This window comes from Micromonospora sp. NPDC005305 (assembly GCF_040607315.1).
In the GTDB taxonomy this organism is placed as follows: Bacteria; Actinomycetota; Actinomycetes; order Mycobacteriales; family Micromonosporaceae; genus Micromonospora.
Genome location: NZ_JBEXGL010000003.1, coordinates 324,472 through 350,151, shown reverse-complemented (window position 1 = coordinate 350,151; position 25,680 = coordinate 324,472). Strand labels below are relative to the sequence as shown.

Annotated in this window: 25 protein-coding genes, 1 pseudogene and 1 riboswitch; of the genes and pseudogenes, 8 read left to right on the top strand and 18 right to left on the bottom strand. The window is 74.8% G+C overall.

The window, feature by feature from the left end; translation table 11 throughout:
* Window positions 1-51: 51 nt before the first annotated feature.
* The 4 genes from ABZS80_RS07635 to ABZS80_RS07620 all read right to left on the bottom strand — a co-directional run bounded on the left by ABZS80_RS07635 (window position 52) and on the right by ABZS80_RS07620 (window position 4,879).
* The gene (locus ABZS80_RS07635) at window positions 52-600 is read right to left on the bottom strand and encodes an RNA 2'-phosphotransferase (protein ID WP_355054967.1); all 549 of its coding nucleotides are present in this window, start codon (window positions 598-600) and stop codon (window positions 52-54) included.
* Window positions 601-641: 41 nt separating this feature from the next.
* Entirely contained in the window at window positions 642-1,721 is a 1,080-nt protein-coding gene (locus ABZS80_RS07630; RefSeq protein WP_355054966.1) for a hypothetical protein, read from the bottom strand.
* Window positions 1,722-1,807: 86 nt separating this feature from the next.
* On the bottom strand, window positions 1,808-2,857 hold the full coding sequence (locus ABZS80_RS07625) for an aldo/keto reductase (RefSeq protein ID WP_355054965.1): 1,050 nt from the start codon (window positions 2,855-2,857) through the stop codon (window positions 1,808-1,810).
* Between the two features lie 78 nt (window positions 2,858-2,935).
* A complete protein-coding gene (locus tag ABZS80_RS07620; protein WP_355054964.1) occupies window positions 2,936-4,879 on the bottom strand; it encodes an ABC transporter ATP-binding protein in 1,944 nt (647 codons plus the stop codon).
* 249 nt (window positions 4,880-5,128) lie between these two features.
* On the opposite strand from ABZS80_RS07620, the gene pgi reads away from it, so the two are divergent.
* Entirely contained in the window at window positions 5,129-6,763 is a 1,635-nt protein-coding gene (gene pgi, locus ABZS80_RS07615) for a glucose-6-phosphate isomerase (RefSeq protein WP_355055072.1), read from the top strand.
* Window positions 6,764-6,808: 45 nt separating this feature from the next.
* On the opposite strand, the gene ABZS80_RS07610 is transcribed toward pgi, so the two are convergent.
* From ABZS80_RS07610 to ABZS80_RS07580, 7 genes are all read right to left on the bottom strand, one after another.
* Window positions 6,809-7,219, bottom strand: a complete 411-nt coding sequence (locus tag ABZS80_RS07610; protein WP_355054963.1) for a type II toxin-antitoxin system Phd/YefM family antitoxin — start codon at window positions 7,217-7,219, stop codon at window positions 6,809-6,811.
* A 96-nt stretch (window positions 7,220-7,315) separates the two neighbouring features.
* Window positions 7,316-7,864, bottom strand: coding sequence for a GNAT family protein (locus ABZS80_RS07605; RefSeq protein ID WP_355054962.1), 549 nt, complete (start codon window positions 7,862-7,864; stop codon window positions 7,316-7,318).
* A 50-nt stretch (window positions 7,865-7,914) separates the two neighbouring features.
* A complete protein-coding gene (locus ABZS80_RS07600; protein WP_355054961.1) occupies window positions 7,915-9,636 on the bottom strand; it encodes an acyl-CoA dehydrogenase family protein in 1,722 nt (573 codons plus the stop codon).
* Window positions 9,633-10,208 carry a PadR family transcriptional regulator gene (locus ABZS80_RS07595; protein ID WP_355054960.1) on the bottom strand — a complete coding sequence of 192 codons (576 nt, stop codon included), beginning with the start codon at window positions 10,206-10,208 and terminating at the stop codon, window positions 9,633-9,635. The genes ABZS80_RS07600 and ABZS80_RS07595 overlap by 4 nt, the downstream gene beginning before the upstream one ends.
* A gap of 49 nt (window positions 10,209-10,257) precedes the next feature.
* Entirely contained in the window at window positions 10,258-11,406 is a 1,149-nt protein-coding gene (hflX, locus tag ABZS80_RS07590) for a GTPase HflX (RefSeq protein ID WP_355054959.1), read from the bottom strand.
* Between the two features lie 31 nt (window positions 11,407-11,437).
* Window positions 11,438-11,902 carry a hypothetical protein gene (locus ABZS80_RS07585; protein ID WP_355054958.1) on the bottom strand — a complete coding sequence of 155 codons (465 nt, stop codon included), beginning with the start codon at window positions 11,900-11,902 and terminating at the stop codon, window positions 11,438-11,440.
* A 43-nt stretch (window positions 11,903-11,945) separates the two neighbouring features.
* Entirely contained in the window at window positions 11,946-13,217 is a 1,272-nt protein-coding gene (locus ABZS80_RS07580) for a hypothetical protein (protein ID WP_355054957.1), read from the bottom strand.
* Window positions 13,218-13,415: 198 nt separating this feature from the next.
* Here ABZS80_RS07580 and ABZS80_RS07575 point away from each other — a divergent pair, with 198 nt between their 5' ends.
* The 6 genes from ABZS80_RS07575 to ABZS80_RS07550 all read left to right on the top strand — a co-directional run bounded on the left by ABZS80_RS07575 (window position 13,416) and on the right by ABZS80_RS07550 (window position 19,031).
* A complete protein-coding gene (locus ABZS80_RS07575) occupies window positions 13,416-14,903 on the top strand; it encodes an NAD(P)/FAD-dependent oxidoreductase (protein ID WP_355055071.1) in 1,488 nt (495 codons plus the stop codon).
* A 55-nt stretch (window positions 14,904-14,958) separates the two neighbouring features.
* A riboswitch (SAM riboswitch) is annotated at window positions 14,959-15,069 on the top strand.
* Window positions 15,070-15,101: 32 nt separating this feature from the next.
* The gene (locus ABZS80_RS07570; RefSeq protein ID WP_255474577.1) at window positions 15,102-15,233 is read left to right on the top strand and encodes a hypothetical protein; all 132 of its coding nucleotides are present in this window, start codon (window positions 15,102-15,104) and stop codon (window positions 15,231-15,233) included.
* Between the two features lie 101 nt (window positions 15,234-15,334).
* Entirely contained in the window at window positions 15,335-16,192 is an 858-nt protein-coding gene (locus ABZS80_RS07565) for an ABC transporter substrate-binding protein (protein ID WP_355054956.1), read from the top strand.
* A gap of 50 nt (window positions 16,193-16,242) precedes the next feature.
* Window positions 16,243-17,022: an amino acid ABC transporter permease gene (locus tag ABZS80_RS07560; RefSeq protein WP_355054955.1), complete on the top strand. Its 780-nt coding sequence runs from the start codon at window positions 16,243-16,245 to the stop codon at window positions 17,020-17,022.
* Window positions 17,019-17,762, top strand: a complete 744-nt coding sequence (locus ABZS80_RS07555; RefSeq protein WP_355054954.1) for an amino acid ABC transporter ATP-binding protein — start codon at window positions 17,019-17,021, stop codon at window positions 17,760-17,762. The genes ABZS80_RS07560 and ABZS80_RS07555 overlap by 4 nt, the downstream gene beginning before the upstream one ends.
* A 156-nt stretch (window positions 17,763-17,918) precedes the next feature.
* Entirely contained in the window at window positions 17,919-19,031 is a 1,113-nt protein-coding gene (locus tag ABZS80_RS07550) for an FUSC family protein (RefSeq protein ID WP_355054953.1), read from the top strand.
* Between the two features lie 55 nt (window positions 19,032-19,086).
* Here the strand turns inward: ABZS80_RS07550 and ABZS80_RS07545 are convergent, their stop codons facing one another.
* From ABZS80_RS07545 to ABZS80_RS07515, 7 genes are all read right to left on the bottom strand, one after another.
* The gene (locus ABZS80_RS07545) at window positions 19,087-19,776 is read right to left on the bottom strand and encodes a dihydrofolate reductase family protein (RefSeq protein ID WP_355054952.1); all 690 of its coding nucleotides are present in this window, start codon (window positions 19,774-19,776) and stop codon (window positions 19,087-19,089) included.
* On the bottom strand, window positions 19,773-20,408 hold the full coding sequence (ribA, locus tag ABZS80_RS07540; protein WP_151463811.1) for a GTP cyclohydrolase II: 636 nt from the start codon (window positions 20,406-20,408) through the stop codon (window positions 19,773-19,775). Before ribA ends, ABZS80_RS07545 begins: the two co-directional genes overlap by 4 nt.
* A gap of 69 nt (window positions 20,409-20,477) precedes the next feature.
* Entirely contained in the window at window positions 20,478-21,455 is a 978-nt protein-coding gene (locus tag ABZS80_RS07535; protein WP_355054951.1) for a lysylphosphatidylglycerol synthase domain-containing protein, read from the bottom strand.
* A 52-nt stretch (window positions 21,456-21,507) separates the two neighbouring features.
* A complete protein-coding gene (locus ABZS80_RS07530; RefSeq protein ID WP_355054950.1) occupies window positions 21,508-22,320 on the bottom strand; it encodes an SAM-dependent methyltransferase in 813 nt (270 codons plus the stop codon).
* On the bottom strand, window positions 22,317-23,354 hold the full coding sequence (locus tag ABZS80_RS07525; protein ID WP_355054949.1) for a glycosyltransferase family 4 protein: 1,038 nt from the start codon (window positions 23,352-23,354) through the stop codon (window positions 22,317-22,319). The genes ABZS80_RS07530 and ABZS80_RS07525 overlap by 4 nt, the downstream gene beginning before the upstream one ends.
* A gap of 4 nt (window positions 23,355-23,358) precedes the next feature.
* A complete protein-coding gene (locus tag ABZS80_RS07520; RefSeq protein WP_151463807.1) occupies window positions 23,359-23,757 on the bottom strand; it encodes a 6-carboxytetrahydropterin synthase in 399 nt (132 codons plus the stop codon).
* 1 nt (window position 23,758) lies between these two features.
* Entirely contained in the window at window positions 23,759-24,736 is a 978-nt protein-coding gene (locus ABZS80_RS07515; RefSeq protein WP_355054948.1) for a dehydrogenase, read from the bottom strand.
* Window positions 24,737-24,789: 53 nt separating this feature from the next.
* On the opposite strand from ABZS80_RS07515, the pseudogene ABZS80_RS07510 reads away from it, so the two are divergent.
* Window positions 24,790-25,506, top strand: a pseudogene (locus ABZS80_RS07510) (CDP-alcohol phosphatidyltransferase family protein); the annotation flags it as partial.
* Window positions 25,507-25,680: the final 174 nt, after the last annotated feature.

The window sequence follows — 25,680 nt, the reverse complement described above, 5'->3', positions numbered from 1 at the left end:
TTGTCCGTGGTCATAACTTCATGATCAACGCGGTGGGCCGTGGGGCCGTGATCAGGTCCGTGGTGCCGTGAGGTAGGCGGGTGGGACGGTGTCGGTGAGCCAGACGCCGTTGGCGCTGCGGTAGAAGGGGTAGCCGTTGGCGGCCATGGCGGCGGCGGCGATCGTCAGGATGACGACCTCGCCGGCCCGGCGGGCGCCTACCCGGCGGGCGGTCTCCACGTCCGGGGACAGGTGCACGTGGTGCCGGCGGCCCCGGTGCAGCCCTTCGGTGCGGATCGCCGGCAGGACAGCCTCGCTGGTGCCGTGGAAGAGCCGGTCCGGCGGGGTCGCCGGCGCCAGGCCGAGGTCGACCGGGACGGAATGGCCCTGGCTGGCCCGGATCCGGTCGACCCCGTCGGGGCCGCGTTCGACGGCGAAGCGCTGCTTGTCATTGCCGGCCACCACGGCGTCCAGGTCGGCGCGGGTGATCCGCAGGGCGGCGAGCAGGTCGGCGACCGGCACCCAGCCCGCCCCGTCCAGCGTCAGGTGGAACCGGTCGGGACGGTGGCGCAGCGCCAGCGACATCCGCTTGCTGACCCGCACCAGGTCACGATGATCCACCCGGACAGTGTGACCCACCGGCCGGGTGCCGGCGAGGGATATCAGCGGGTGGCGGCCGAGCCGCCGCTCACCATCAGCCCCGCGGCGTCCACCACCTCGAAGTCACTGCCGCGCAGGCCGCCGAGGGCGTGCAGGGCGTCGTTGTCCCAGCGCGGGTCGGGGGCGCCCGAGACGAACCAGGCCGAGCCGTGGTCGGCGACGATCAGCCCGTGGCGCTGCATCGCCTCGGCGACGATCCGGGCCTGCCGGGGCAGCCGGGACAGGTTCACCGAACGCTTGAGGCGCAGCCGCTGGCCGAGCTGCGGCAGGGCCGGGTCGGTGGCCGACGAGGCGGAGTGGGTGGCCGGCCAGGTCCAGCCGGTGCGGGTGCGCGGCACGGTCACCCGCAGCGCGTGGTCGATGCGTCCGGCGGCCACCTCGTCGTAGCGGACCAGCCCGGCCAGGATGGACAGTCCGGCCGCGTCGGCGGAGGTCCAGCCGGCCCGGCGCAGCTTGTTCGACCGCAGGTCGAAGACGGCTCCCGAGCCGGCCCGCCAGCCGGCGCCGGACCGGTGCGCGTCGAACAGCTCGTACGCCCGGCAGGCCGCCCGGTCCCAGACGATCACGTGCCGGTCGCCGGTGCCGTTCGGTCCACCCTCGACCGCCGCGTCCGGCGGCACCGGGTACGGCCCCGGGTCGCTCTCGCCGGCGTACTCGAAGGTGACCGGGACCCGCCGCTGGCCGGCGGGGACGACGGTGACCGGGATGCCGATCGGCGCGCCCTCCCACCGGCCGGAGCCGAAGTCGGCGTGCACCGTGGCGCCGCCGCCGATCGCGCCGACCATCGCCGCGGAGCGCGGGTGCACGGGCAGCCGGGAGACGTCGGCGTGCCAGACGTTGTCCGCCGGAAAGACCCCGCACGGCCGGGCGCTCGGGCTCGGCCGGCCGCCGAGCCCGGCCCGGGCGGCCGGGAGGGGCGACGGGGCGGCCGGCGGGCCCGGTGCCGCGGTGACCGCGCCGGTGGGCGTCGGCGCGGCGGCCGGCGGGGTGGCCGGCGGCTCTGCCGGGTCGGCGCAGCCGGCGGTGAACAGGGCGAGCAGGGCCGCGACGGCGGTGGCGCGGCGGACTGACGGGCGGGCCATTCCGCGCATCCTGCCCGAGGGCGGCGTCCGGCGGCAACAGTCACCCGGTCCACCTGCGGCGGCCGGCGGCGCGGCCCGGCCGACGATCAGGCGGCGGCCCGCTCGGCCGGCGGCCGGCGGCGGCGTGACGGGTCGGTGAGCGCGGGCGGGGACCAGACGCCGTCCGGCGGGTAGAGGTTCGTGCCGGGCGGGACGATCTCGTCGATCCGGTCCAGCACCGCGTCGTCCAGCGCAAGCGCCGCTCCCTTGAGCAGCCCCTCCAACTGCTCCAGGGTGCGCGGCCCGAGGATCGTCGAGGTGACGGCCGGGTGCGCCACGGTGAACGCGACGGCCAGCTCCGGCAGCGAACAGCCGACCTCCTCGGCGAGCGCGACCAGTTCCTCGACGGCGGCGTACTTGGCGGCGTTGCCCGGCAGCGCCGGGTCGAACCGGGCCGGGGTGCGCGCCGGGCGGCCGGCGGTGAGGTCGACCGCCGCCCCCTGCCGGTACCGGCCGGTGAGGAAGCCGGAGGCCAGCGGGCTCCACACCAGCACGCCCATGCCGTACCGCTGGCAGACCGGCAGGACGGCGGTCTCGATCCCGCGGGCCAGGATCGAGTACGGCGGCTGCTCGGTGCGGAACCGGCCGAGCGCCCGCCGCTCCGCCACATGCTGCGCCTCGACGATCTCCTCGGCCGGGAAGGTCGAGCAGCCGAACGCCCGGATCTTGCCGGCCCGGACCAGGTCGGTGAGCGCCGCGAGGGTCTCCTCGACGTCCGTGGTGTGGTCGGGCCGGTGCACCTGGTAGAGGTCGATCCAGTCGGTGCCGAGGCGGCGCAGGCTGTCCTCGACCGCGCGGACGATCCAGCGCCGCGAGTTGCCGCCCCGGTTGGGCCCCTCCCCCATCGGGAAGTGCACCTTGGTGGCCAGGACCACGTCGTCGCGCCGGCCGCGCAGCGCCTTGCCCACGATCACCTCCGACTCGCCCGCCGAGTACATGTCGGCGGTGTCCACGAAGTTGACGCCCCGGTCGAGGGCGGCGTGGACGATCCGGGCGCAGTCGTCGTGGTCGGGGTTGCCGACCGCGCCGAACATCATGGTGCCGAGACAGTGGACGCTGACCTGGATGCCGGTGCCGCCGAGGACGCGGTGACGCATGTGGGCTCCCTGGGGTGACGCCGCGCTGACCGGGCGGCGGCCGGTGCGGTCACCGTAGGAGTTCGAGTGCACTGGAGGTCAACGCTCGGCCCCGGCCTCCCCGGCCTGCGCCAGGTAGCCGGCCGCCTGTAGCTCGAAGAGCTCCCGGTAGAGGCCCTCCTGGGCCATCAGCTCGTCGTGGTCGCCCTGCTGGACGATCCGGCCGTGGTCCAGCACGAAGATCCGGTCGGCGTGCCGGACGTTGGCCAGCCGGTGGGTGACGAGCACGACGGCCCGGTCGGGGTGCCGCCGCAGGTGCTGGAAGAGGGCGTGCTCCGCCCGCGCGTCGAGGGCCGCCGAGGGCTCGTCGCAGATCAGCAGGCCGGCGTCCCGGTAGAGACCGCGGGCCGCCACGAGCCGCTGCCACTGCCCGCCGGAGAGGTCCTGGCCGTCCTTGAACTGCCGGTCCAGCAGCGTGTCGTACCCGAACGACAACTCGGTGATCATGTCGTGTGCGGCGGCGTCGCGGGCCGCGTCCTCGACCTTCGGGCCGGGCCGGTCGGCGGGCCGGTCGTGCCGGCCGATCCGGATGTTCTGCCGGGCCGTGAACGGGAACTTCCACCAGTCCTGGCTCATCACCGCGACCTGCGCGGCGGTCTGCCGCGGGTCCAGCTCGGCGGTGTCCACCCCGTCCCAGCGGATCACGCCGGCGGTGGGCCGGTAGAGGCCGGCGACGAGCTTGGCGAGGGTGGTCTTGCCGGAGCCGTTCTCCCCCACCAGCGCGATCACCTCGCCGCGCCGCACGGTGAGACTGACCTCGTCCACGGCGGCCGTCTCGGTGTCCGGGTAACGCAGGCTCACCCGGTCGAGCTCGATCCGGTCGAAGCCGTCGACGGGCCGCGTGCCGCCGGCCGGCACCCGGTGCCGGGCCCGGTCCAGGAAGTCGCGGTAGTCCTGGTAGTAGAGCGCGTCCTCGTAGAGCGAGTTGGTGGCGAACACCGCCATGCGCAGGCTGGACCGGGCGGACTGGAGCGCGAGCAGCGCGGTGGCCGCGGCGGCCAGCGCCACCACGCCACCGAGCAGCAGGCCACCGAGGACGGCGTAAACGCCGAACGCGGCGATCCCGGTCACCGACAGGCCGACCGCGCGGGTGAGGCTCTGCGAGCGGGCCAGCCGCAGCTGGGCGCGGGTCTCCACGGTCATCATCCGGTGGTATTCGGCGAGCAGGAAGTCACGCATCTGGTAGGAGCGGATCTCGGCGGCGGTGTGCCGGTCGGCCATCAGCCGGGCCAGCAGGTACATTCGGCGGCGCCGGGTGATCCAGGCCAGCAGGGCGAGGTACTGCCGGCGGGCCATCTTCACCGCGGTGGCCGCCTCCGGGACGGCGGCGAGCAGCAGGCAGGGCAGCAGCACCGGCTGGATGACCGTCACCGCGGCGGCGGTGGCCAGCACTCCCACCAGTCCGGTGACCAGGTTGACGGTGTGGTCCACGATCGACGCCGCCTCGGCCATGCCGCGGTCCCGGGCCCGGTCCATCTCCTCCGCGAAGCCGGCGTCGTCGAAGGCGGCCAGTTCGACCGCCGTGGTGGTCTCGAAGAGCCGTAGCTCCACCTGGTAGTTGATCTGCGGGATGAGCCGGGCCTGCGCCCAGCCGGCGGCGATGGTCAGCGCGCCGCGAACGGTCACCGCGGCGGCCGCGAGCAGCAGAGCGGGCAGCGCCGCGCGGATCCGGTCGGGCGTGGGGCCGGCGGCGAAGAGCTGCCGGAGCACCCCCGTGGTGGCGAGCAGGCCGAGCGTGGTGAGCATCCCGGCGGCGATGTTGAGCCCGATCGAGGCGAAAGTGTCCCGGCGGCTGGTCGCCCAGGCCAGGCCGACGGCCTCGCGGACCAGCGCGGGCAGCCGGCGGGCCACCGCCCAGAAGCTGGTGTGCGCGAACTCGGTGGCCCGGTTCATCCAGTGCCCGTCGGCCAGCTCCGGCAGCGGCGACTCCTCCGCCGCCTCCTCGTCCTCGGACGGGGTTCGGGGGCCGATCACCGCCGCCATGGAACCTCCTCGGGTACGGTCAGCTTCCGGAGCTTACGGTCCGCTACCGGTCGGTGTCTCCCCGTGCCCGGCGTGTCGAACAGGTGTCCCAAGCACGTGTCGCACGGCCGTTCCTGGCCGTCCGGGGGGCGGGGCGATGTCGGGTCGCGTCGCGCGTACCGGCTCCGGGTGGCAGGCTGGTGGGGTCGCCGGCAGCGGGGCGACGCCGGCCGGGCCGGCAGACCCGTCGTGAAGGAGAAGATCGACCCGATGGCTGTGGACGTCACCACCACGGACGAATGGCAGGCCCTGCGCAAGCACGCCGAGGCGATGCGCGGCACGCACCTGCGGGAGCTGTTCGACGCGGACGGGCAACGGGGTGAGCGGCTCACCGGCGAGGTCGCCGACCTGCACGTCGACTACAGCAAGAACCTGGTCACCGACGAGACGTTGAGCCTGCTGACCGCGCTCGCCGAGCGGGTCGGGCTGACCGACCGGATCGCCGCCATGTTCGCCGGCGAGCACATCAACTCCACCGAGGACCGGGCCGTGCTGCACACGGCCCTGCGCCTGCCCCGCGACGCGTCGCTCACCGTGGACGGCCAGGACGTCGTCGCCGACGTGCACGCCGTGCTGGACCGGATGTCGGCGTTCGCCGAGCGGGTCCGCTCCGGCGCCTGGCGGGGCCACACCGGCGAGCGGATCAGTACCGTCGTCAACATCGGCATCGGCGGCTCGGACCTCGGGCCGGTGATGGCGTACGAGGCGCTGAAGGCGTACCGGGACGCGGGGATCAGCTGCCGGTTCGTGTCCAACATCGACCCGACCGACATCCACGACAAGACCGTCGACCTGGACCCGGCCAGCACGCTGTTCGTCGTGGTCTCCAAGACGTTCTCCACCCAGGAGACCCTGGCCAACGCCGACCAGGCCCGGCGCTGGCTGCTGGCCGGGCTGGACGCCGACGACAGCGCCGTGGCCCGGCACTTCGTCGCGGTCAGCACCAACGAGCAGCGGGTCCGCGACTTCGGCATCGACCCGGAGAACATGTTCGGCTTCTGGGACTGGGTGGGCGGGCGCTACTCGCTGCCCTCCGCGGTCGGGCTGTCGGTGATGCTGGCGGTCGGGCCGGAGCGGTTCCGGGAGCTGCTGGCCGGCTACCACGCCGTGGACGAGCACTTCCGGACCACGCCGGTGGCGCGGAACGTGCCGGCGCTGCTCGGCCTGCTCAACGTCTGGTACACGGACTTCCTCGGCGCGGAGACGCACGCGGTGCTGCCGTACGCGCAGTACCTGCACCGGTTCCCGGCCTACCTCCAGCAGCTCACCATGGAGAGCAACGGCAAGTCGGTGACCCGGGACGGCCGGCCGGTCACCTACCCGACCGGGGAGATCTTCTGGGGCGAGCCGGGCACCAACGGTCAGCACGCCTTCTACCAGCTCATCCACCAGGGCACCCGGCTGATCCCGGCCGACTTCATCGCGTTCAGCCAGCCCAACCACGACCTGGGCGACATGCACGACCTGTTCATGTCGAACTTCTTCGCGCAGACCGCCGCGCTGGCCTTCGGCCGCACGAAGGAGCAGGTCGAGGCCGAGGGCACCGCGCCCGAGGTGGTGCCGCACCGGGTGATGCCGGGCAACCACCCGACCACGTCGATCATCGCGCCGAAGCTGACGCCCGCGACGCTGGGCCAGCTCATCGCCCTCTACGAGCACATCGTCTTCACCGAGGCCGCGGTCTGGGACATCAACGCCTTCGACCAGTGGGGCGTGGAGCTGGGCAAGGTGATGGCCAACCAGCTCGCCCCGAAGCTCACCGGGGCCGGGCCGGATCTCGGCGACGTGGACTCGTCCACCGCCGCGCTGATCCGGCGTTACCGGGCGCAGCGCGGCCGGGACTGACGGGCGCCCGCGGCCTCCGGCCCGAGGTGGTCGGAGGCCGCGCGGTCAGCCGCGCAGCAGGTCGGCGTGGGCGGCGCGGAGCCGGGCGAGCGCCGGGTCGCCGGCCGGGGCGCGGCGGTCCAGCTCGGCCCAGGCCTCGGCGAGCGCGTCGGCGAGGGTACGCAGCTCGGCGGCGTGCCGCCGGCTGCTCTGCCGGTGCAGCTCCTCCAGGCGGCGCGACCAGCCGGCGCTGATCGCGGCGATCCGGTCGGCGTCGGCGCGGGCCTGCGCCGCGGTGCGCGCCGCCGCGGCGGGCACGATCGCGGCGACCGGGCGCGGATCGCCGTCGCGGGTGACGACGGTGACGGTGTCGGTCAGCTCGGCGAGGGAGACGAGCTGGGTGAGCCGGGTGCGGACCTCGCGCAGCGGCAGGGCGCGCGGCTGGGGGGACCGGTCGGCCAGTGCGGGGACAGCCATGGATACATGTTCACGCCCGGGTACGACAAAACGCCGCCGCGTGCCGGTCCCCGGTGGCGGCCCGGGCCGGGAGCCCTCCGGCGCGGGCCCGCCCGGCTATCCCTCCGGCTTCCATTCCGGGGCCAGCACGGACCAGACCTCCAGGTCGGCCCGGCCGTCCGGCCCCGGTGCGGCCTCCCGGAGCACACCGTCGCGGCTCATTCCCAGCCGCCGCGCGACGGCGATGCTGCGCGCGTTGTCGGCCTTGGTGACCCACTCCACCCGGTGGATGCCGCGGTCCCGGACCGCCCAGCCGATGATCACGCGGGCGGCGCGGGTGACGAGGCCCTGCCCCTCGGCGGCGGGCTCCAGCCAGCAGCCGGCCTCGGCAACGCCCGTGGTGGTGCTGAGCGACACGAACATCACCCCGCCGACCAGCGTGCCCTGCCGCCAGATGCCCCAGATCCCGCCGTCGTCGCGGGCCCACCGGTCGGCATAGTTCTGCAGGACCCGGCGGGCGGAATCGGCGTCGGTGGCCACGAAGGACGCGCCCACCCAGGGGGCGATGTGCTCCCGGCAGCGGTCGAGGTTGGCGAGGAACTCGTCGGCGTGCCACGGCATCAGCGGCCGCAGCTCGGCGTCGTCGGTCAGGGCGAGGGCGAACATCCGAGCAACCTACCGGGCGGGGGCGCCGCGGGGCGCCCCCGTCCGACCGGTCAGGGGTGCATCTCGTACGCGCCGGCGAGGTCCACCACCCGCTGCCACACCCGGGCGGTGCGGTCGGCGTCGGTGACCGGGCGCCGGAGGTGCGCCACGGCCCAGGCCGCCTGCGCCTCGGTGGTGGCCGCCTTGCCGTGCAGTTCGGTGGCGTACGCGGAGAAGTCCCGGACCAGCAGGTCGAAGATCTCGTCGAGCAGGTCGGGGTCGAGACCGGTCAGCTCGGCCTGCTCCAGGATCAGCTGCCCGTAGACGACCAGCGCGAAGAGCTGGCCGACGGTGAGCAGGAAGTCCAGGTCCCGCTGCTGGGTCTCGTCCGGCGCGTGGGCGGCGAGCAGGGCGGCCAGCCCGTCGGCCTGCTCGCGGAACCGGGCCACGTTGGGCACGTGGGCGTGCGCGTCGTAGGCGGCGCGCCAGTCGTGGAAGCGGATCGCGCCGAGACCGCGGGCCGGGCCCTGCGCGAACAGGAACTCGTCGTCGGCCGGGTCGCGCCGGGTCGGCACGGGCGGGTGCTCGGCCGGCCGGAACAGGTAGTTCGGCAGGAATTTGAGGATCAGCGCCAGGTTGACGTGCACCGTGCCCTCCAGCTTCGGCAGGCCGCGGATGTCCTTGGCGGCCTTGTCGAAGTAGGTGTCGGCCTCGAAGCCCTTGGCGGCGATCACGTCCCAGAGCAGGTCGATGACCTTCTCGCCCTCGGTGGTGACCTTCATCTTGGTCATCGGGTTGAACAGCAGGTACCGCCGGTCGTCGGGGCCGGCGGAGCGGAAGTAGTCGACCGCCCGGTCGCTGAACAGCTTCATGGCCACCAGGCGGGCGTACGCGTCGGTCAGCTCGCGGCGCACGTGCGGGAAGTCGGTGACCCGCCGGCCGTAGAGGATCCGCTGGTGGGCGTGGGTGACCGCCTCGTACATGGCGTGCTCGCAGATGCCGATGGAGGCGGTGCAGAGGTTGAACTTGCCGACGTTGACGGTGTTGAGCGCGGCGTCGAAGGCGGCCGGGCCGGTGTGCAGCACGTCCTCGGCCCGCACCGGGTAGTCCTCCAGGCGGAACTCGCTGACGTACATCTGCGCGTTGACCACGTTGCGGACCAGCCGGTACGCGGGGTGCCGACTGTCGGCGGCGAAGAAGACGTACCCCTCGGGGCCCTCCACGTCGGCGCGACGGCCGAAGACGGAGACCAGCCCCGCGACGTTGCCGTTGCCGATGTAGTACTTGCCGCCGGTGGCCCGGAAGCCGCCCGCGCCGTCCGGGGTGAGCAGCAGGTCGGTGGAGTAGATGTCGGCGCCGTGCGGCCGCTCGGAGAGGCCGAAGGCCATGACGTGCCCCTCGTCGAGCAGCGCGGCGGCGCGGGCCCGGGCGGCGGCGTTGCCGCTCTGCCAGACCGGTCCGAGGCCGAGCACGGTGACCTGCCACGTGTACCAGTAGCCGAGGCCGTAGAAGCCGAGGATCTCGCTGAGCGCGGCGTTGCGGGCGGTGTCCCAGCGCTTGTCCGGGTCGCCGCCGCCGTCCGCGGCCGGGGTGAGGAAGGTGGCGAAGAGCCCCTCCTTGGCGGCGAAGTCGAGGAAGTCGGCGTACCACTCGTGGTGGTTGTAGCTGTCCACCAGGGCCCGCTTGCCGCGGGACTCGAACCAGTCGACGGTGGCGCGCAGCAGGCGCCGGGAGGTCTCGTCGAGGTGGGCGGGGTCGTAGCGGTGCGGGTGGAACAGCAGCGGGTCGGTCACGAGGTCGCCTTCCTGGGGGTGGCGGGGTCGAGGTGGCGCAGGGTGTCGAGGACGTCGCCGAGCCAGGCCAGCACCATGCGCTCGTACGCGATGCCGCCGCGCAGGACGACGTGCTGGAGGGCCGCGCGGGCGTCCGGGCCGGCGGTGTCGGGGAAGTCGCGGCGCTCGCCGGCCAGGTAGCCGGCGAGGGTGGCCTCGTGGTCGGCGCGGTAGCGCTCGACCTCGGCGACCAGGGCGGCGCGGCCGGCCGCGTCGTCGAACGCGGCGCCGCGGATCTTGACGGCCAGCTCGTGCCGGACGGCCTCCGGCTGCACCGGGGCGCGCAGCCAGGTGACCAGGGCGGACCGGCCGGTGGGGGTGACGGACCAGACCTTCTTGTCCGGCAGCCCCTCCTGGCCTATCTCCTCGGCGGTGAGCCAGTCGTCGTGCTCCATCCGCTTGAGGACCCGGTAGATCTGCTGGTGGGTGGCGGTCCAGAAGCGGCCGATCGAGCGGTCGAAGCGCCGGGCCAGCTCGTAGCCGGAGGCGGGTTGCTCCAGGAGCGAGACGAGGATGGCGTGCTCCAGCGACATGCCGGCCATCTTGCTATGCAACGAGTTGCATAGCAAGACCCGGCTTCGTTCAGCGGCGGCCCAGCCGGGCGGCCAGCTCGGCGCGCAGCCGGTCGACGCCCTCGCCGGTCAGCGCCGACACCGGCACGGCCTCCGGGCAGGCGCGGCACAGCGCGTCCACCCACTCCGGGGGCGCCACGTCGATCTTGTTGAGCACCAGCAGCTCGGGCACGTCCCCGGCGCCGATCTCGTGCAGCACGCCGTGCACGGTGGTGATCTGCTCCAGCGCGTCCGGCGCGGCGGCGTCGACCACGTGCAGCACCAGGTCGCTGCCGCTCACCTCCTCCAGCGTCGAGCGGAACGCGTCGACCAGCTGGTGGGGCAGGTGCCGGACGAACCCGACCGTGTCGGTGACCGTGTAGGTGAGGTCGCCGGTGGAGATCCGCCGCACCGTCGGGTCGAGCGTGGCGAAGAGCACGTCCTGGACCGGCGCGTCCGCCCCGGTGAGGCGGTTGAGCAGCGCGGACTTGCCGGCGTTGGTGTAACCCGTGATCGCCACCGAGGGCACCCGGTTGCGGGCCCGGCGGCCGCGGTTGCGCTCCCGTCGCCGGGCCAGCTCGCGCACGTTGCCCCGCAGCCGGGTGGCCCGCTGCCGCAGCCGGCGGCGCTGGGTCTCCAGCTTCATCTCACCGGGACCGCGCACACCCATGCCGGCGCCGCCGGCCATCCGGCCACCACCCACCCGGGACAGCGCGCGGCCGTCGCCGCGCAGCCGGGGCAGTTGGTACGCGATCTGCGCCAGCTCCACCTGCACCCGGCCCTCGCTGGTCCGGGCGTGCTCGGCGAAGATGTCCAGGATCAGGGCCGTCCGGTCGACCACCCGCACCCCGGTGCGCTCCTCGAGGTTGCGCACCTGACCGGGGCTCAGCTCGCCGTCGGCGATCACCACGTCGGCGTGGGTCCGCTCGGCCACCGCGGCCAGCTCGTCCACCTTGCCGGAGCCGACGTAGGTGGCCGGGTCGGGCCTGGTCCGGTTCTGCACCACCGACTCGGCGACCGTCAGCCCGTCGGTGTCGGCCAGGCGGCTCAACTCGGCCAGCGAGGTCTCGCTCCCCGGGCCACTGCCGTCGCCGTCCTCGGGATGCACCGCCACCAGGACGGCCGTCGGCCGCCCCCTGGTTGTCGCGGCGCCCGCGCCCATCAACCACGTCCCGGCCATCGCCCACCTCGCTTCTCCGCCTGGATCCGATCTACCCGGGTCGGACCGGACCATGCGGTCCGGGGAGATGATCGTGAAGCGCGGCGAACTGCGCCACGGTCAGGTACGAGGGGTTCGCCGCCTGCGGCTGCCGGAACACCTCGGCCCCGGCCAGCCGCGCGTCGGCGCGCAGCAGCTTCCGGCGCACCCGCAGCCGCTCGTCGAGGATGGTCAGGTCCAGCGGGAGGGTCCACGGCTCGCCCGGCTCGCCGGGGCGCGGCGCGGCCGCCACGCGGCCCAGGCCCCACACCCCGTACGGCGCCCGGCCGCGGCTGCCGCTGGCCCAGAACACCACGGGCTGCCCGGCCCGCATCAGGCGGACGCGGTAGCCGGGCCGGACGCACCAGCCGGTCACCGTCGGGTCGGCGGCGAAGCGGCCGGTCAGGTCCACCGCGTCCGCGTTGCCCTTGATCAGCCAGGCGCCGAGGTCGTCGAGGGTCACCCGCCGGTCGGTCATCCGGCCATTCTGCGGCCCGGCCGGCCGTCGTGCCCGGCGGCGGTCAGATGATGAGGTGGGTCCAGTAGGTCAGCCACACGGCGAACAGCGCGCCCTGGAGCAGCGCCAGCCCGGCGGTGAGCCAGCCGTCGAGGCCGGGCCGGCGGGCCCAGCGCGCCAGCACCAGCGCCACCGGGAACGCGGCCAGCAGGTAGCGCAGCAGGCTCTTGTACACCGGCGGGCCCATCGACAGCGGCACCAGCACCACGATCACCGTGTAGACCAGGTACGGCCAGTCGGCCCGCCGGCGCAGCCCGACGACCGCCACGAGCAGCATGGCCACGGCGATCCAGACCCGGAACGCGTTGGCCGAGTTGTCGCCGACCAGCGCCGACCCGGCCACCCCGAACGGGTTCTGCACCCTGATCCCCCAGCCCTTCTCCTGGGCGTGCTGGTAGGCGAACCAGTCGCCGCCCTGCCAGCGGCAGAACGCCATGAACGTCAGCCAGCCGGCCGGCACCAGCAGCAGGGGCCAGCCCAGCCGCAGGTACCGGGCGAGGCTGCGCGGATCGAGGCGCCAACCGTGCTGGCGCAGCAGCACCAGGGCCAGCGGGATCACCACCACGAAGCCGACCGAGCGGCTCATCGCCAGGAAGTAGCCGACGATCCCGACCACCAGCCAGCGGCGCTGCTCGGCGTACCAGAACGCGGCCAGGGCGAGGCAGACGAAGAGCGACTCGGTCAGCGCCGCCTGGAACAGGAACGCCGTCGGCAGGAGCAGCAGGTACCGCACGGCCCGCCGCCCGTCCGCGCCCGCGCCGTCCGGGTCGTCCGCGCCGAGCAGCCGGGCCCCCAGCCGGTACGCGAACCAGAGCTGGAACACCAGCGCCACGTTGGCCACCACCAGCAGCGCCCAGGCGGTGTGCCCGCCGAGCAGCGGCGCGAGGGGCCGGGCCAGGAACGGGTAGAGCAACGGGAAGCCGAAGTCGTTCCACGGCCGGTCCAGCGGCAGCCGGGCCAGGTGGTCGTACAGGAACGAGTCCCAGGCGAACCAGAGCGAGAACCAGCGGTGCGACGACACCTGGTTCTGCTGGGTACGCATCATCGCCTCGTCGGCGGGCGGCGCGCCGGGCACCCCGTCCCAGGCGGTCAGCACGAGCACGCCGACCAGGCTGAGCACGACCTTCGAGCCGACGAAGACGGCGAGCACGAAGCCCCAGGGCGCGGGGATCCGCGCGGCCAGCCGCCCGCCCGCCGACGCCAGCCGGGCCGGCGCACCCGGCCACCGCGACGCGGCGGGGCGACCGGTCGTCCCGGGCCGCCGCTCGTCTCCCATCCCGCTCCCACCGGTCGCCCCGCGACCGACCCCCGGACCGGGAAACCGTCCGCGCATCCCCGTTCCGGCCCGGTTCACACCCGCCCGCCCCGAAGGGGTGACCCGGGAATGGCGGATCGCCGCCGCAGGTGAGTCGGCCGGCAGGACGGGTAAGGGCGCTGCCGCATCGGCAGGCTGGTGGCGGGGGGCGCGGACGGCATGGGTGACGGCAACGGGACCGTGGTCATCGGGGCGGGGCCCGCGGGGCTGACCGCCGCGTACGAGCTGCTGCGGCACGGCGAGCCGGTCCGGGTCTACGAGGCCGACGGCGTGGTCGGCGGGATCAGCCGCACGGTGGAGCGGGACGGCTGGCGGTTCGACATCGGCGGGCACCGGTTCTTCACGAAGGTCTCCCGGGTGGAGGACTTCTGGCACGAGATCCTGCCCGACGAGGACTTCCTGCTCCGGCCCCGGATGAGCCGGATCTACTACCGGGGCGCGCTCTACGACTACCCGCTCAGCGCCGGCAACGCGCTGCGCAACCTCGGCCTGGTGGAGGCGCTGCGCTGCGTCGGCTCGTACGGGCGGGCGCGGCTGCGCCCGCCGAAGGACCAGTCGCACTTCGAGGGGTGGGTGTCGGCCCGGTTCGGCTGGCGGCTCTACTCGAAGTTCTTCAAGACCTACACCGAGAAGGTCTGGGGCATGCCGGCCGACCAGTTGCAGGCCGACTGGGCCGCCCAGCGGATCAAGAACCTGTCGCTGTCCACGGCGGTGCTCAACGCGCTGCTGCCCCGGCGCAACCGCACGGACGTCACCAGCCTCATCGAGGAGTTCCAGTACCCGAAGCACGGCCCCGGGATGATGTGGGAGCGCTGCGCCGAGGAGGTGGAGAAGCGGGGCGGCACGGTCCGGCTGAACACCTGGGTGACCGAGGTGCACCGGGACCCGGCCGCACGCCGGGCGACCGCCGTGACGGTGGTCGACGGCGACGGGGCGCGCACCGAACAGGCCGACCACGTGATCTCCTCGATGCCGATCTCCGCGCTGGTGCGGGCCATGCGCCCCGAGGCACCACCGGAGGTCGGGGCCGCCGCCGAGGACCTGCGCTACCGGGACTTCCTGACCGTCGCGCTGGTGGTGCCGGAGGAGTTCTCCTTCCCGGACAACTGGATCTACGTGCACGACCCGGCGGCCAAGGTGGGCCGGATCCAGAACTTCGGCTCCTGGTCGCCGTACCTGGTGAAGGACGGGCGGACCTGCCTCGGGCTGGAGTACTTCGTCTTCGAGGACGACGAGATGTGGCGGACCCCGGACGCGGACCTGGTCGCCTTCGCCACGGCCGAGCTGGAGCGGCTGCGCCTGGTCCGCCCCGGCTGCGTGGAGGCCGGCTACGTGGTCCGGATGCCGAAGGCGTACCCGGTCTACGACGAGCGCTACCAGCACAACGTGGACGTGATCCGGGACTGGCTGGCCCGCGAGGCGCCGAACGTGCACCCGGTGGGGCGCAACGGGATGCACCGCTACAACAACGCCGACCACTCGATGCTCACCGCGATGCTGGCCGCCGAGAACATCGCCCACGGCGCCGGCCACGACGTCTGGACGGTCAACGTCGAGCAGGACTACCACGAGCAGCGGACGCCGTCGCGGCACGGCACCGGGCGCGACGCCCCGGTCATGCCCGCTCGCGGTAAGGCCCGGGCGTGAGCGTGGTCATAACGGCTGGACGGTCCCGGCCGGCCTCCTGCTAGCCTTCTCGGCAGGTCATGAGCGCCAGCGCCAAGCCCCGGCTCGCTGGCCGGCAACCCTCCTCCGCGGTGGGGTGCCCCGGGTGAGGACCAGGCACCGGCAGCCGCCGGTGCAAGCGTGGCCTGGTACCCAGGTCATCACCGACCCGAGGGAACCATGTCTGCTCAGCTCCGCACCCCGCCCGCCGACGGCATCGCCTACCCGGCGCGTTTCGCGCTGGTCAAGCGGCGGCACGTCGACCTGATGCGGGTGTGCAGCGACGCCTGTCGCCGCCCCGACGCGCGCTGAGCGCCACTCCCCCACCTCCGCACCATCCCTTCCGGCCCGCCCGACCCCGGGCGCGCCGTCGGCGGCGTGCGCCCACGCCGCCTGAGACCCTGGAGACACCTGTGCGATTCCGTACCGCCCTGACCCGCGCCGCCGCGCTCGGCGCCGCCGCCGTGCTCACCGCGACCGCCCTCACCGCCTGCGGCGACAACGGCTCCACGAGCGAGGCCGCCAACCCGTACGGCCTGCTGCAGGCCGGCGTGCTGCGCGCCGGCACCCTCACCGACGCCCCGCCGAACGTCTACCTGAAGGACGGGAAGTTCACCGGCTTCGACAACGACCTGCTCACCGCGGTCGCCGGAAAGGCCGGCCTGAAGGTGGAGTTCGTGGGCACCGACTTCTCCGCCCTGCTCGCCCAGGTCAACAACCACAAGTTCGACGTGGGCAGCTCCTCCATCACCATCACCGAGGCCCGGAAGAAGACCGTCGACTTCGGCAACGGCTACGACTTCGGCTACTTCGGGCTGGACGTGCCCGCCGGCTCCCCGATCACCGGCTTCGACCAGCTCGCCGGCAAGCGGGTGGTCGTCGTGCAGGGCACCGTGCAGGACGACTACGCCACCCGCGAGAAGCTGAACCCGGTCCGGGTCCCGGACTACAACGGCGCGATCAACCAGCTCAAGGCCGGCACCGCGGACGCCTGGATCGCCCCCGCCGAGATCGGCGACAAGTCCGCCGCGGACAGCGGCGGCAAGATCACCGTGGCCGCGAAGCAGCTCAGCCCGGCCCCCACCGCGTACGCGGTGGCCAAGGGCAACGACAAGCTGCGCGAGGCGCTGGACAAGGGCCTCGACGAGGTGATCGCCGACGGCACCTGGAGCCGGCTCCAGGCGCAGTACTACCCGGGCCGGCCCATCCCGGCCGACTTCACGCCGGGCAGCGGCACGGTCGCCGTGCCGTCGCCGTCGGCGGCCTCCTGACCTGACGACGGAGACGCGGAACAACGGAGACGAGCGGGGCGGACGGAGACATGGATCCACTGAGCACCCTGTGGGAGACCTTCTTCGACTGGGACGCCATGCGCGAGGCGCTGCCCGAGATGCTGACCGTCGGGCTGCCCAACACGCTGCTCCTGGCGGTCTCCGCCGCCCTGCTCGGCTCGGTGCTGGGCATGCTGCTGGCCGTCGCGGGCATCTCGCGTACCCGCTGGTTGCGGTGGCCGGCCCGGGTCTACACCGACGTGTTCCGCGGCCTGCCGGCGGCGGCGACGATCCTGCTCATCGGCGTCGGCCTGGCGCCGCTGGGCATGCAGGTGTGGGGCCCGAACCCCTACCCGCTGGGCGTGCTGGCGCTGTCGCTGATCGCCGCCGCCTACATCGGCGAGATCTTCCGGGCCGGCATCCAGAGCGTGGAGGCCGCCCAGCTGGAGGGGGCCCGGGCGCTCGGCTTCTCCTGGGGTGAGGCCATGCGCCTGGTCATCGTCCCCCAGGGCGTACGCCGGGTGCTGCCGGCCTGGGTCAACCAGCTCATCGCGCTGATCAAGGACTCCAGCCTGGTCTACTTCCTCGGCCTGGTGGCCAGCCAGCGGGAACTTTTCCGGATCGGCCAGGACTACGCGGCCACCACCGGCAACGAGTCCGCGCTGCTGCTGGCCGGCCTGTTCTACCTGGTGCTGACCGTGCCGCTCACCCACGCCGTCAACGGGATCGACCGGCGGCTGCGGCAGGGCCGGTCGGTGGCCGCCCCCGACCTCGACGTCGAGCTCGACCCCGCCGGCGCGCCGGCACCGGCCGGAAAGGACCCGCGATGAGCACCACCACCGCCACCTCGGTCAGCCTGGCCGTCCGCGACGTGCACCTGGCCTTCGGTCAGCACCAGGTGCTGCGCGGCGCCGACCTGGAGGTGGCCCGGGGCGGGACCGCCTGCGTGATCGGCCCGTCCGGCTCCGGCAAGTCGACGCTGCTGCGGACGATCAACCGGCTCATCGAGCCGGACCGGGGTGACGTGCTGCTGGACGGGCGCAGCGTGCTGGGCGACGACCCGGACGCGCTGCGCCAGCGGATCGGGATGGTGTTCCAGCAGTTCAACCTGTTCCCGCACATGACCGTGCTGCGCAACCTCACCCTCGCGCTGCGCAGGCTCAAGAAGCTCTCCGAGGACGAAGCGGCGCAGGTCGCCCGCGCCCAGCTCGACCTGGTCGGGCTGGCCCACAAGGCCGACTCCCGGCCGGCGCAGCTCTCCGGCGGGCAGCAGCAGCGGGTGGCCATCGCCCGGGCCCTCGCGCTGCGGCCGCAGGTGATGCTCTTCGACGAGGCCACCTCGGCACTCGACCCCGAGCTGGTCAAGGGGGTGCTCGGGGTCATGGCCGACCTCGCGGCCGCCGGCATGACCATGGTCGTGGTCACCCACGAGATGGGCTTCGCCCGCGAGGTGGCCGACACGGTGGCCTTCATGGACGCCGGCGTCGTGCTGGAGGCCGGCCCGCCGGCCGCCGTCTTCGAGGCTCCGGAACATCCCCGGCTGCGCCGCTTCCTGTCCCAGGTGCTCTGACCCCGGCGGCCCGGCCCCGTTCCCCGTCCCGGTCGGGCAGCGGCCGTCGCCGGAGTGGACGGTCGGGTTACGACGATCAACTTCGGGGGTAGGAGCAGCTACGGCCGGAGCGGAGATTCCGTGGGTGCGCCGGTCCGTCAGAGGAGGACGGCGCCGGTGCGCGAATGGTGGAAGGCCGCCGTGGGGCGGCTGCGACAGGCGTGGGTGCCGGTGGTGGAGGCCGCGCTCGCCGCGACCGTGGCCTGGCTGATCGCCGCGCGGCTGATCGGCCACCCGGACCCGTTCTTCGCGCCGAGCGCGGCGCTGATCGTGCTCGGCGAATCGCGGGGCCAGCGGGTACGGCAGACCATCGAGCTGGTGCTCGGGGTGGCCGGTGGGGTGCTCGTCGCCGACCTGGTGGTGCACGCCCTCGGCCCCGGCACGGCGACCATGCTCCTCGTCCTGCTGCTCACCCTGGGCGTCACGGTGGCGGCCGGGGCGAGCAGCACCCTGGTCATCCAGACCACGGTCTCCGCGCTCTACCTGGTGGTGGTCGCCGCGCCGAAGGGCGAGTTCACCCCGTTCCGGTTCGTCGACGCGCTGATCGGCGGGGCGGTCGCCCTCGCCGCCAGTCAGCTCGTGGTGGCCCGGGATCCCCTGGCCCCGCTGGTCGCCGAGGCCCGCCGGACGTACGCCGACCTCGCCGACCTGCTCGACCGGGTGAACGCCGCGCTGGACCGCTGTGACGCCGAGGCCGCCCAGGCGGCGCTGGACCGGGCCCGGGAGGTGGACGGCTGCGTGGAACGCCTTCGGTCCGCGGTGCGGGCCTGCGCCGAGACGCTACGGCTGCGGGTCCGCCGCCGCCGTCACCTCGGCCAGCTCGAACAGGTCGAGGCCACCGCCCGGCAGCTCGACTACGCGGTACGCAACATCCGGGTGCTGGCCCGCAACGGGGTCACGCTGGCCCGGCTGCACACGGCCGCCCCACGCGAACTGGGCGCGGCGATCCGCTCGCTCGCCGAGGCGGTACGCGCCGCCGGCGCAGCCCTGGCCAACGACCTGACCGGCCAGGGCGCCGACCGGCACGCGGGGCGCGCGGAGGAGGCCGCGCTGGCCGCGGTGCGGCTCGGCGCGGAGCTGCTGGAGTCCGACCCGCCGCTGCCCGTCGTCATGATCGTCGGGCAGGTGCGGTCCACCGCCATCGACCTGCTGCGCGGTCTCGGCACCGACGACGTGGCGGTGCTCAACCGCGTCGACGACGCGCTCGGCCTGCCGACGCCGGCATCCTGACCGGCCGCGCGTCACCGAGCTGACGGGGGTCGCGGCACACCGGTCGGGCGCGCCGTTACACCTCGCAGCGGTCGGAGAGGGCGTAGCGGGTGAGGACCACGTCGCCGATCTGGCGTACCTCGACGACCCGGGCTCGGCGGCCGGAATGCCACGGGAAGCGGCCGTCCGCGACGAACCGGGGCGCCCGGCCGTCGCCCACGAAGAACGGCGCGACCACCAGGTGCAGCTCGTCGGCGACGCCGGCCGTGAGGAACTGGCAGTGCACGGTGCCCCCGCCCTCCACCATGAGCCGGCCGACGCCCCGCCCGGCCAGGTCGGCGAGGACCGCCTCGGGGGTGACCGGGTCACCCGCGTCGACCACGGTGGCCACCGCGCCCACCTGCTCCCGGGTCTTCTCGGCCACGCCGCTCGGGCAGTAGACCAGCTTCGCCCCCTCCCCCATCGTGAAGAACCGGGCGGTCGGGTCGAGATCGCCGCTGGCCGTGACCGTGACCTTCACGGGGCACGGTGGCAGGCCGCTCGCTACCCGCTCGGCCCGCCGCCGCTCGCTGCGCACCAGCAGCCGGGGATCGTCGCGGCGGACCGTGGCGGCGCCCACCATGATCGCGTCACAGCCGGCCCGCACCGCGTCGATCCGGTCCAGGTCGGCGTCGTTCGAGAGCAGCAGCCGCTCGGTGGTGGCGTCGTCGATGTAGCCGTCGATCGACATCGCGCAGCTGAGCAGCACGTACGGCCGGCTGGTCACGGCACGAACGGCAGGTCGAGGGCGTGGTCGGCGCGGGTCACCTTGGCCGCCAGGTAGCCCGCGTTCGCCGGGGACAGGTGCACGCCGGTGAGCACCCGGTCGACCACCGTGACGCCCAGCCGCTCCAGCTGGGCGGCCTTGTCCGGGTTGTTGCTGAGCAGCGCCACCCGGGTCACGCCCAGCGCGGCGAGCATCTGCGCGGCCACCGTGTAGTCGCGCTCGTCGGGGCCCCGGCCGAGCGCCACGTTGGCCTCGTAGGTGTCCAGGCCGCCGTCCTGCAGGGCGTACGCGTCGAGCTTGGCGTAGAGGCCGATGCCCCGGCCCTCCTGCCGCAGGTAGAGCAGGTAGCCGCCGGCCTCGGCGATCCGCTCGACCGCCTCGCGCAGCTGCGGGCCGCAGTCGCAACGCTGGCTGCCGAACACGTCCCCGGTGAGGCACTCGCTGTGCGGGCGGACCAGCGGCGGTGAGCTGTCCGGGTCGCGCCGCTCACCGAGCCCGATGGCGAGGTGCTCGCGGCCGTCGACCAGGCCGTGGAAGGAGTGCACCCGGGCGGTGGTCACATAGCCGTCCGGAAACCGCAGGGGGACCGTGACCTCGGTCCGGACCGTCGCGGCGGGCAGAGTTTCGTCCATGCTTCTCCTTCGTCCGCGGCTGCCGGACGTGCCGGCAACACACACCTCGCACCCTCACCGTAGGCGGGATCACCGACAGTCGCCGGGCTCCGTAGCCGGACGGCGGTGGATCAGCAGCACCGCGGCGCCCGGCAGGCTGGCCACCAGGACCAGCGCCCCGTACACCGTGCCGGTGGCGACGCCCTGCGCGGCGGTGAGGCCGGCGGCGGCGAACGCCCAGGCAGCGACCCCCTCGCGCGGCCCGAACCCGCCCACGTTGGTGGGCAGCCCCATGGCCAGCAGGGCCAGCAGGGTCAGCGGCACCAGCCGGGACAGCGGCGCGTCGGCGCCGGCCGTGCGCGCCGCCACCACGAAGGTGGCCAGGTGGCCGGCGACCACCACGGCGGAGGCCGTCACCACGCCCAGCCAGGTGCGCCGGGCGAGCAGCCCGGCCCGGACGTCGGCGACCGCGGTACGCGCCGCGCGGGCCCAGCGGGACGCCCCGGAGCGGGGCACCGCCCGGGCGGCCAGCGCCAGCGCCAGCGCGACGGCTGCCAGCCCGGCGGCCACCACCGGCAGGTACGGCCGGACCGGGGACGGCAGCGCCGCCAGCACCGCCACCGCGATGACCAGCTGGACCACCTGCCCGGCCGTGCGTTCCCAGACCACGGCGCGGACGCCCCGGGCCACGTCCCCGGCGTCCCGGCCGTGCCGGACCGCCCGGTGCACGTCGCCGAGCACCCCGCCGGGCAGGGTGGAGTTGAGGAAGACGGCCCGGTAGCAGTGCGCGACCGCGGCCCGCAGCGGCAGCCGTACGCCCAGCCCGCCGGCGACCAGCGACCAGCGCCAGGCGCAGCAGACCGTGGTGATTGCGCCGATCCCGAGCGCGGCGGCGAGCGCCGGCGCGTCGATCAGCCGCAGCCCGGCCAGGAACGGGCCGGTGCCCACCGACCAGACCAGCGCGGCGAGCACGGCGAGCCCGGCGAGCGGGCGGGCCCAGGCCCAGAACGACCGGGCCGGCGCGGACGCGGCGGCCGGGACGCGCCCGGCGACGGCGGCGTGTGACAAGAGTGGTCCTCCCTCGGTCCATCTGTTGTCACGTGCCGCCGGCCGGTCCGGTTCACCCGGCGAGCAGGTCGGCGTGGTGCAGCATCACCCGCAGCCGGCTGTCCGCCGCCTCGGCGAGCCGCCGCTCCCGGTACCCCCCGGCCACCCCGGCCAGCTCCGGGCGCTCCTCGACGGCCGCGTCGAGCCAGCCCACCAGCCACTCCGCGGTGAGCGCGGCCTGCTCCGGGCCGAGGCGCCACGGGCTGGACCGGACCCGAACCGGTACGCCCCGGCGGCGGAAGGCCGCCACGGTGACGTCCACGGCGTCCGGGCCGAGCAGGGCCCGGCCGGCGGCGGTCCGCCGCTGGTGGGCGTTGAACGCGGCTTCGAACTCGGCGTCGAGCGGGTCGGCGGGGGTGAACCGCACCCGGCCGAGCACGGTGAGGGCGAACAGGGTGGGGTGGCCGGCGCAGGCCGCCACGATCCGCTCGACCTCCCCGGCGGTCAGCATGTCCAGCAGCGCCGAGGCGGTGACCAGGTGGGCGTCGGCCAGGTCGGCGGCACCCAGCCGGGTGATGTCGGAGTCGCGGGTCAGCACGGTCACCGGGTTGCCGTCGGCGGCGACGGCCCCGCCGGCGGCGGCCAGCGCCAGCAGGTCGGCGTCCCGCTCGTGCAGCACCCAGCGTTGCGGGCCCGGCAGCCGCGGGGCGAGCCAGCGGGCCATCGAGCCGGTGCCGCTGCCCAGGTCGTGCACGACGAGCGGCCGGTCGGCGGGCAGCCGGCGGCGGACCGCGTCGAGCAGGTCGGCCGAGCGGGCCGCCGCGTCGGCGGGTTCGCGCAGGCGCAGCCAGTCCGCGAAGTCGGGGGGAAGTAGCGAGGTGGTCATACCGCCGTGGCCTCCTTGAGGGCAGCGGCCAGCCGGTCCCCGGTGACCGCCCAGCCGGTGAGGGTGTCCCGCCGCTGCCGGGCGGCGCGGCGCAGCCGGTCCCGCAGGTCCGGGTCCGTGAGCCAGCGGCGCAGCGCGCCGGCCAGCGCCGCCGGGTCCGCCGGGGGCACCAGCAGGCCGGGGCGGTCGCCGTCCGGGCTGCGCCCGAGCGTCCGGGGCAGGCCGCCGGTGTCGCTGGCCAGCACCGGCACGCCCCGCGCGAGCGCCTCGGTGACCACCATCCCGTAGGTCTCCCGGCGGGACGGCAGCACCAGCAGGTCGGCGGAGGCGTACGCGGCGGCCACGTCGGCCCCGGTCAGCGGCCCGGCCAGCCGTACCCGGCCGGCGAGGCCGGTGTCGGCGAGCTGCCGGCGCAGCCGCGCGACGAAGTCCGGGTCGCGGGTGAGCGGGCCGACCAGGTCGCACGTCCAGGGCAGGTCGGCAACCCGGGTGAGGGCGCCGGCGAGCACGTCGTGCCCCTTGAGCGGGGTGACCGCCGCGACGCAGAGCAGCCGGGTGCCCTCCGGCGAGCCGGCGGCGACCGGCGCCGCGTCGACCCCGGGCGGGGCGACCCGCACCCGGTCGGCGGCGAGCCGGTAGCGGTCGAGCAGCCGGCGGCGGGTCCACTCGCTGGTGGAGACCACGGCCGTCGCCGCGGCGAGGGCCCGGCCCTCGACCTCGTCCTCCCGCGGCAGGTGCACCAGCACCACGAGGCGCAGCCGCCGGGCGTGCGGGGCCAGCACCTCGGGCACGGTCGACGCGACCAGGCCGTCGAGCAGCACGGCCGCGCCGTCGGGCAGCGCGGCCAGCACCCCGGCCAGCGCCGCCCGGTCCCCCGGCTCGGGGTGCGGCCAGCCGCCCGGCACCGGGTGTTCCCGCACCGTCCAGCCGCGCGCGGCCAGCTCGTGACAGGCCCGGCGGTCGTATCCGTTGCCGCCGCTGGGGCTCGCCGGGTCGTCGATGTCGCCCGGCAGCACCACGTGCACGACCGTCATCCGGTCACAGCGACCGCTCGTAGCTGGCCCACGCGACGTGCGACTCGTGCAGGGTGACGGTGATCCCGGCCAGGCCGCGCGCCCCCTCGCCGAGCCGCCCGGCGTGCACCGCCCCGGCCAGCCGGTCGGCCACCGTCCGCGCCAGCACCTCGGTGGTGGTGTTCACCCCGGCGAAGTCCGGCTCGTCGTCCAGGTTGCGGTAGCTGAGCGCGCCGAGCACCGCCTTGAGCTGCTCGGTGGCCAGGCCGATGTCGACCACGATCCCGTCGGCGTCCAGCTCCGGCCGGCGGAAGGTGGCGTCGACGACGAAGGTCGCGCCGTGCAGCCGCTGGGCCGGGCCGAACACCTCGCCGCGGAAACTGTGGGCGACCATCATGTGGTCCCGGACGGTGACGCTGAACATGTCACTCCTCGTCGTAGGTGATGAGCTGGCAGAGCGCGGGGAGCCGGCCCGAGGCGAGCCGGTCCAGCACGTCGGGCAGGTCGGCGAAGCGGGACCGGCCGGTGATGAGGGCGTCGAACGCCGGGTCGGCGAGCAGGTCCAGGGCCACCGCCAGCCGGTCGGCGTAGCTGCGGTCGGCACGCCGGGGCGACACGGTGCCGACCTGGCTGCTGCGGATGCCGAGGCGCTTCGAGTGGAACGCCCCGCCCAGGGTGAGGGTGACCGGGCGGTCGCCGTACCAGCTCAGCTCCAGCACGGTGCGCTCCGGGCGGAGCAGCTCCAGCGCGCGTTGCAGCCCCTCGGCCGTGGCGCTGGCGTGCACCACCAGGTCCCGGTCGCCGGCCGCGTCGGCGGGCAGCGCGAAGTCGACGCCGAGCGCCGCGGCCACCGCCGCCCGGGCCGGGTCGGCGTCGACCAGCTCGACGCGGACCCCGGGGAAGCGGGCCAGCACGGCGGCCACGCAGCAGCCGACCATGCCGCCGCCGACGACGGTGACCCGGTCGCCGACCAGCGGCGCGGCGTCCCAGAGCGCGTTCACCGCGGTCTCCACGGTGCCGGCCAGCACCGCGCGGGCCGCCGGCACCGCATCGGGTACGACCACCACGGCGTCGGCCGGCACCACGTACGCGGTCTGGTGCGGGTGCAGGCAGAAGACGGTACGCCCGCGCAGCTCCGCCGGGCCCGCCTCGACGGTGCCGACGCTCAGGTAGCCGTACTTCACCGGGGCCGGGAAGTCGCCCTCCTGGAACGGGGCGCGCATCGCGGCGTGCTGGTCGGCGGGGACCCGGCCGGTGAAGACCAGGGTCTCGGTGCCCCGGCTGACGCCGGAGTAGCGGGCGCGGACCAGCACCTCGCCGGGGCCGGGCGGGGTGAGCGTGACCGGGCGGAGCTCACCCTCGCCGGGGGCGCGGAGCCAGAAGGCGCGGGCGTCACCGGTCACGAATTCTCCTCTTTTCCGCATCCGGACCGAACCGGACGGCCGAATTTCCCGTGATGACTGACAGGGTTGTCGATCATAGACACGGAGGCAGGGTGTCCACGGTTCGAAATGGCCCCTTGGTCGGGCTGAGCGCGCAGTTCGTCCTGCTGGCCGGGCTCGCCGGCACGGTGGGCCTCGGCGTGGCGGGCTGGCTGGCCGGCCTCGCGTACGCGGGGGTGCTCTGCGGGCTGCTCCGGCGCGGCCTGCGGGCGGCCGGCTCGGCCCGGCTCGGCCCGGCCGACCGGGTGACGCTGGCCCGGGCGCTGCTGGTCGGCGGGGTGCTCGCCCTGGTCGTCGACGGCGGGCCGGCGCCGGTGGCCGTGCTGGTCCCGCTCACCGCGGTGGCGCTGGCGCTCGACGCGGTGGACGGCCAGGTGGCCCGGCGCACCGGCACGGTGAGCGCGCTGGGCGCCCGCTTCGACATGGAGGTCGACTCCTTCCTGCTCCTGGTGCTCAGCGTGCACCTCGCCCCGTCGGTCGGTGCCTGGGTGCTGGTCATCGGCGGGATGCGGTACGCGTTCGTGGCGGCGAGCTGGCCGCTGCCCTGGATGGGCGGCGCGCTGCCGCCCCGGTTCTGGCGCAAGGTGGTCGCGGCGGCGCAGGGCGTGGTGCTCGCGGTGGCGGCGAGCGGGTTGCTGCCGCCGGCGGCCACCGCGGCGCTGGTCGCCGGCGCGCTGGTCCTGCTGGTCGAGTCGTTCGCCCGCGACGTCACCTGGCTGTGGCGGCGCCGCCCGGTCGCCCCGGCGGCCCGGCCCGTCCCCGCCGTCGAGGTCGTCCCGGCAGCCGGCCCCGCCGTGCTCGCCGCGACCGCACTCCCGGCGCTGGACCTCCGACCCGCCGCGACCGCGCTGTCCGCGGGCGTCCGGCCGGTTCGGCCCCGCACGGGCGCCGTCCCGTCCTGGACC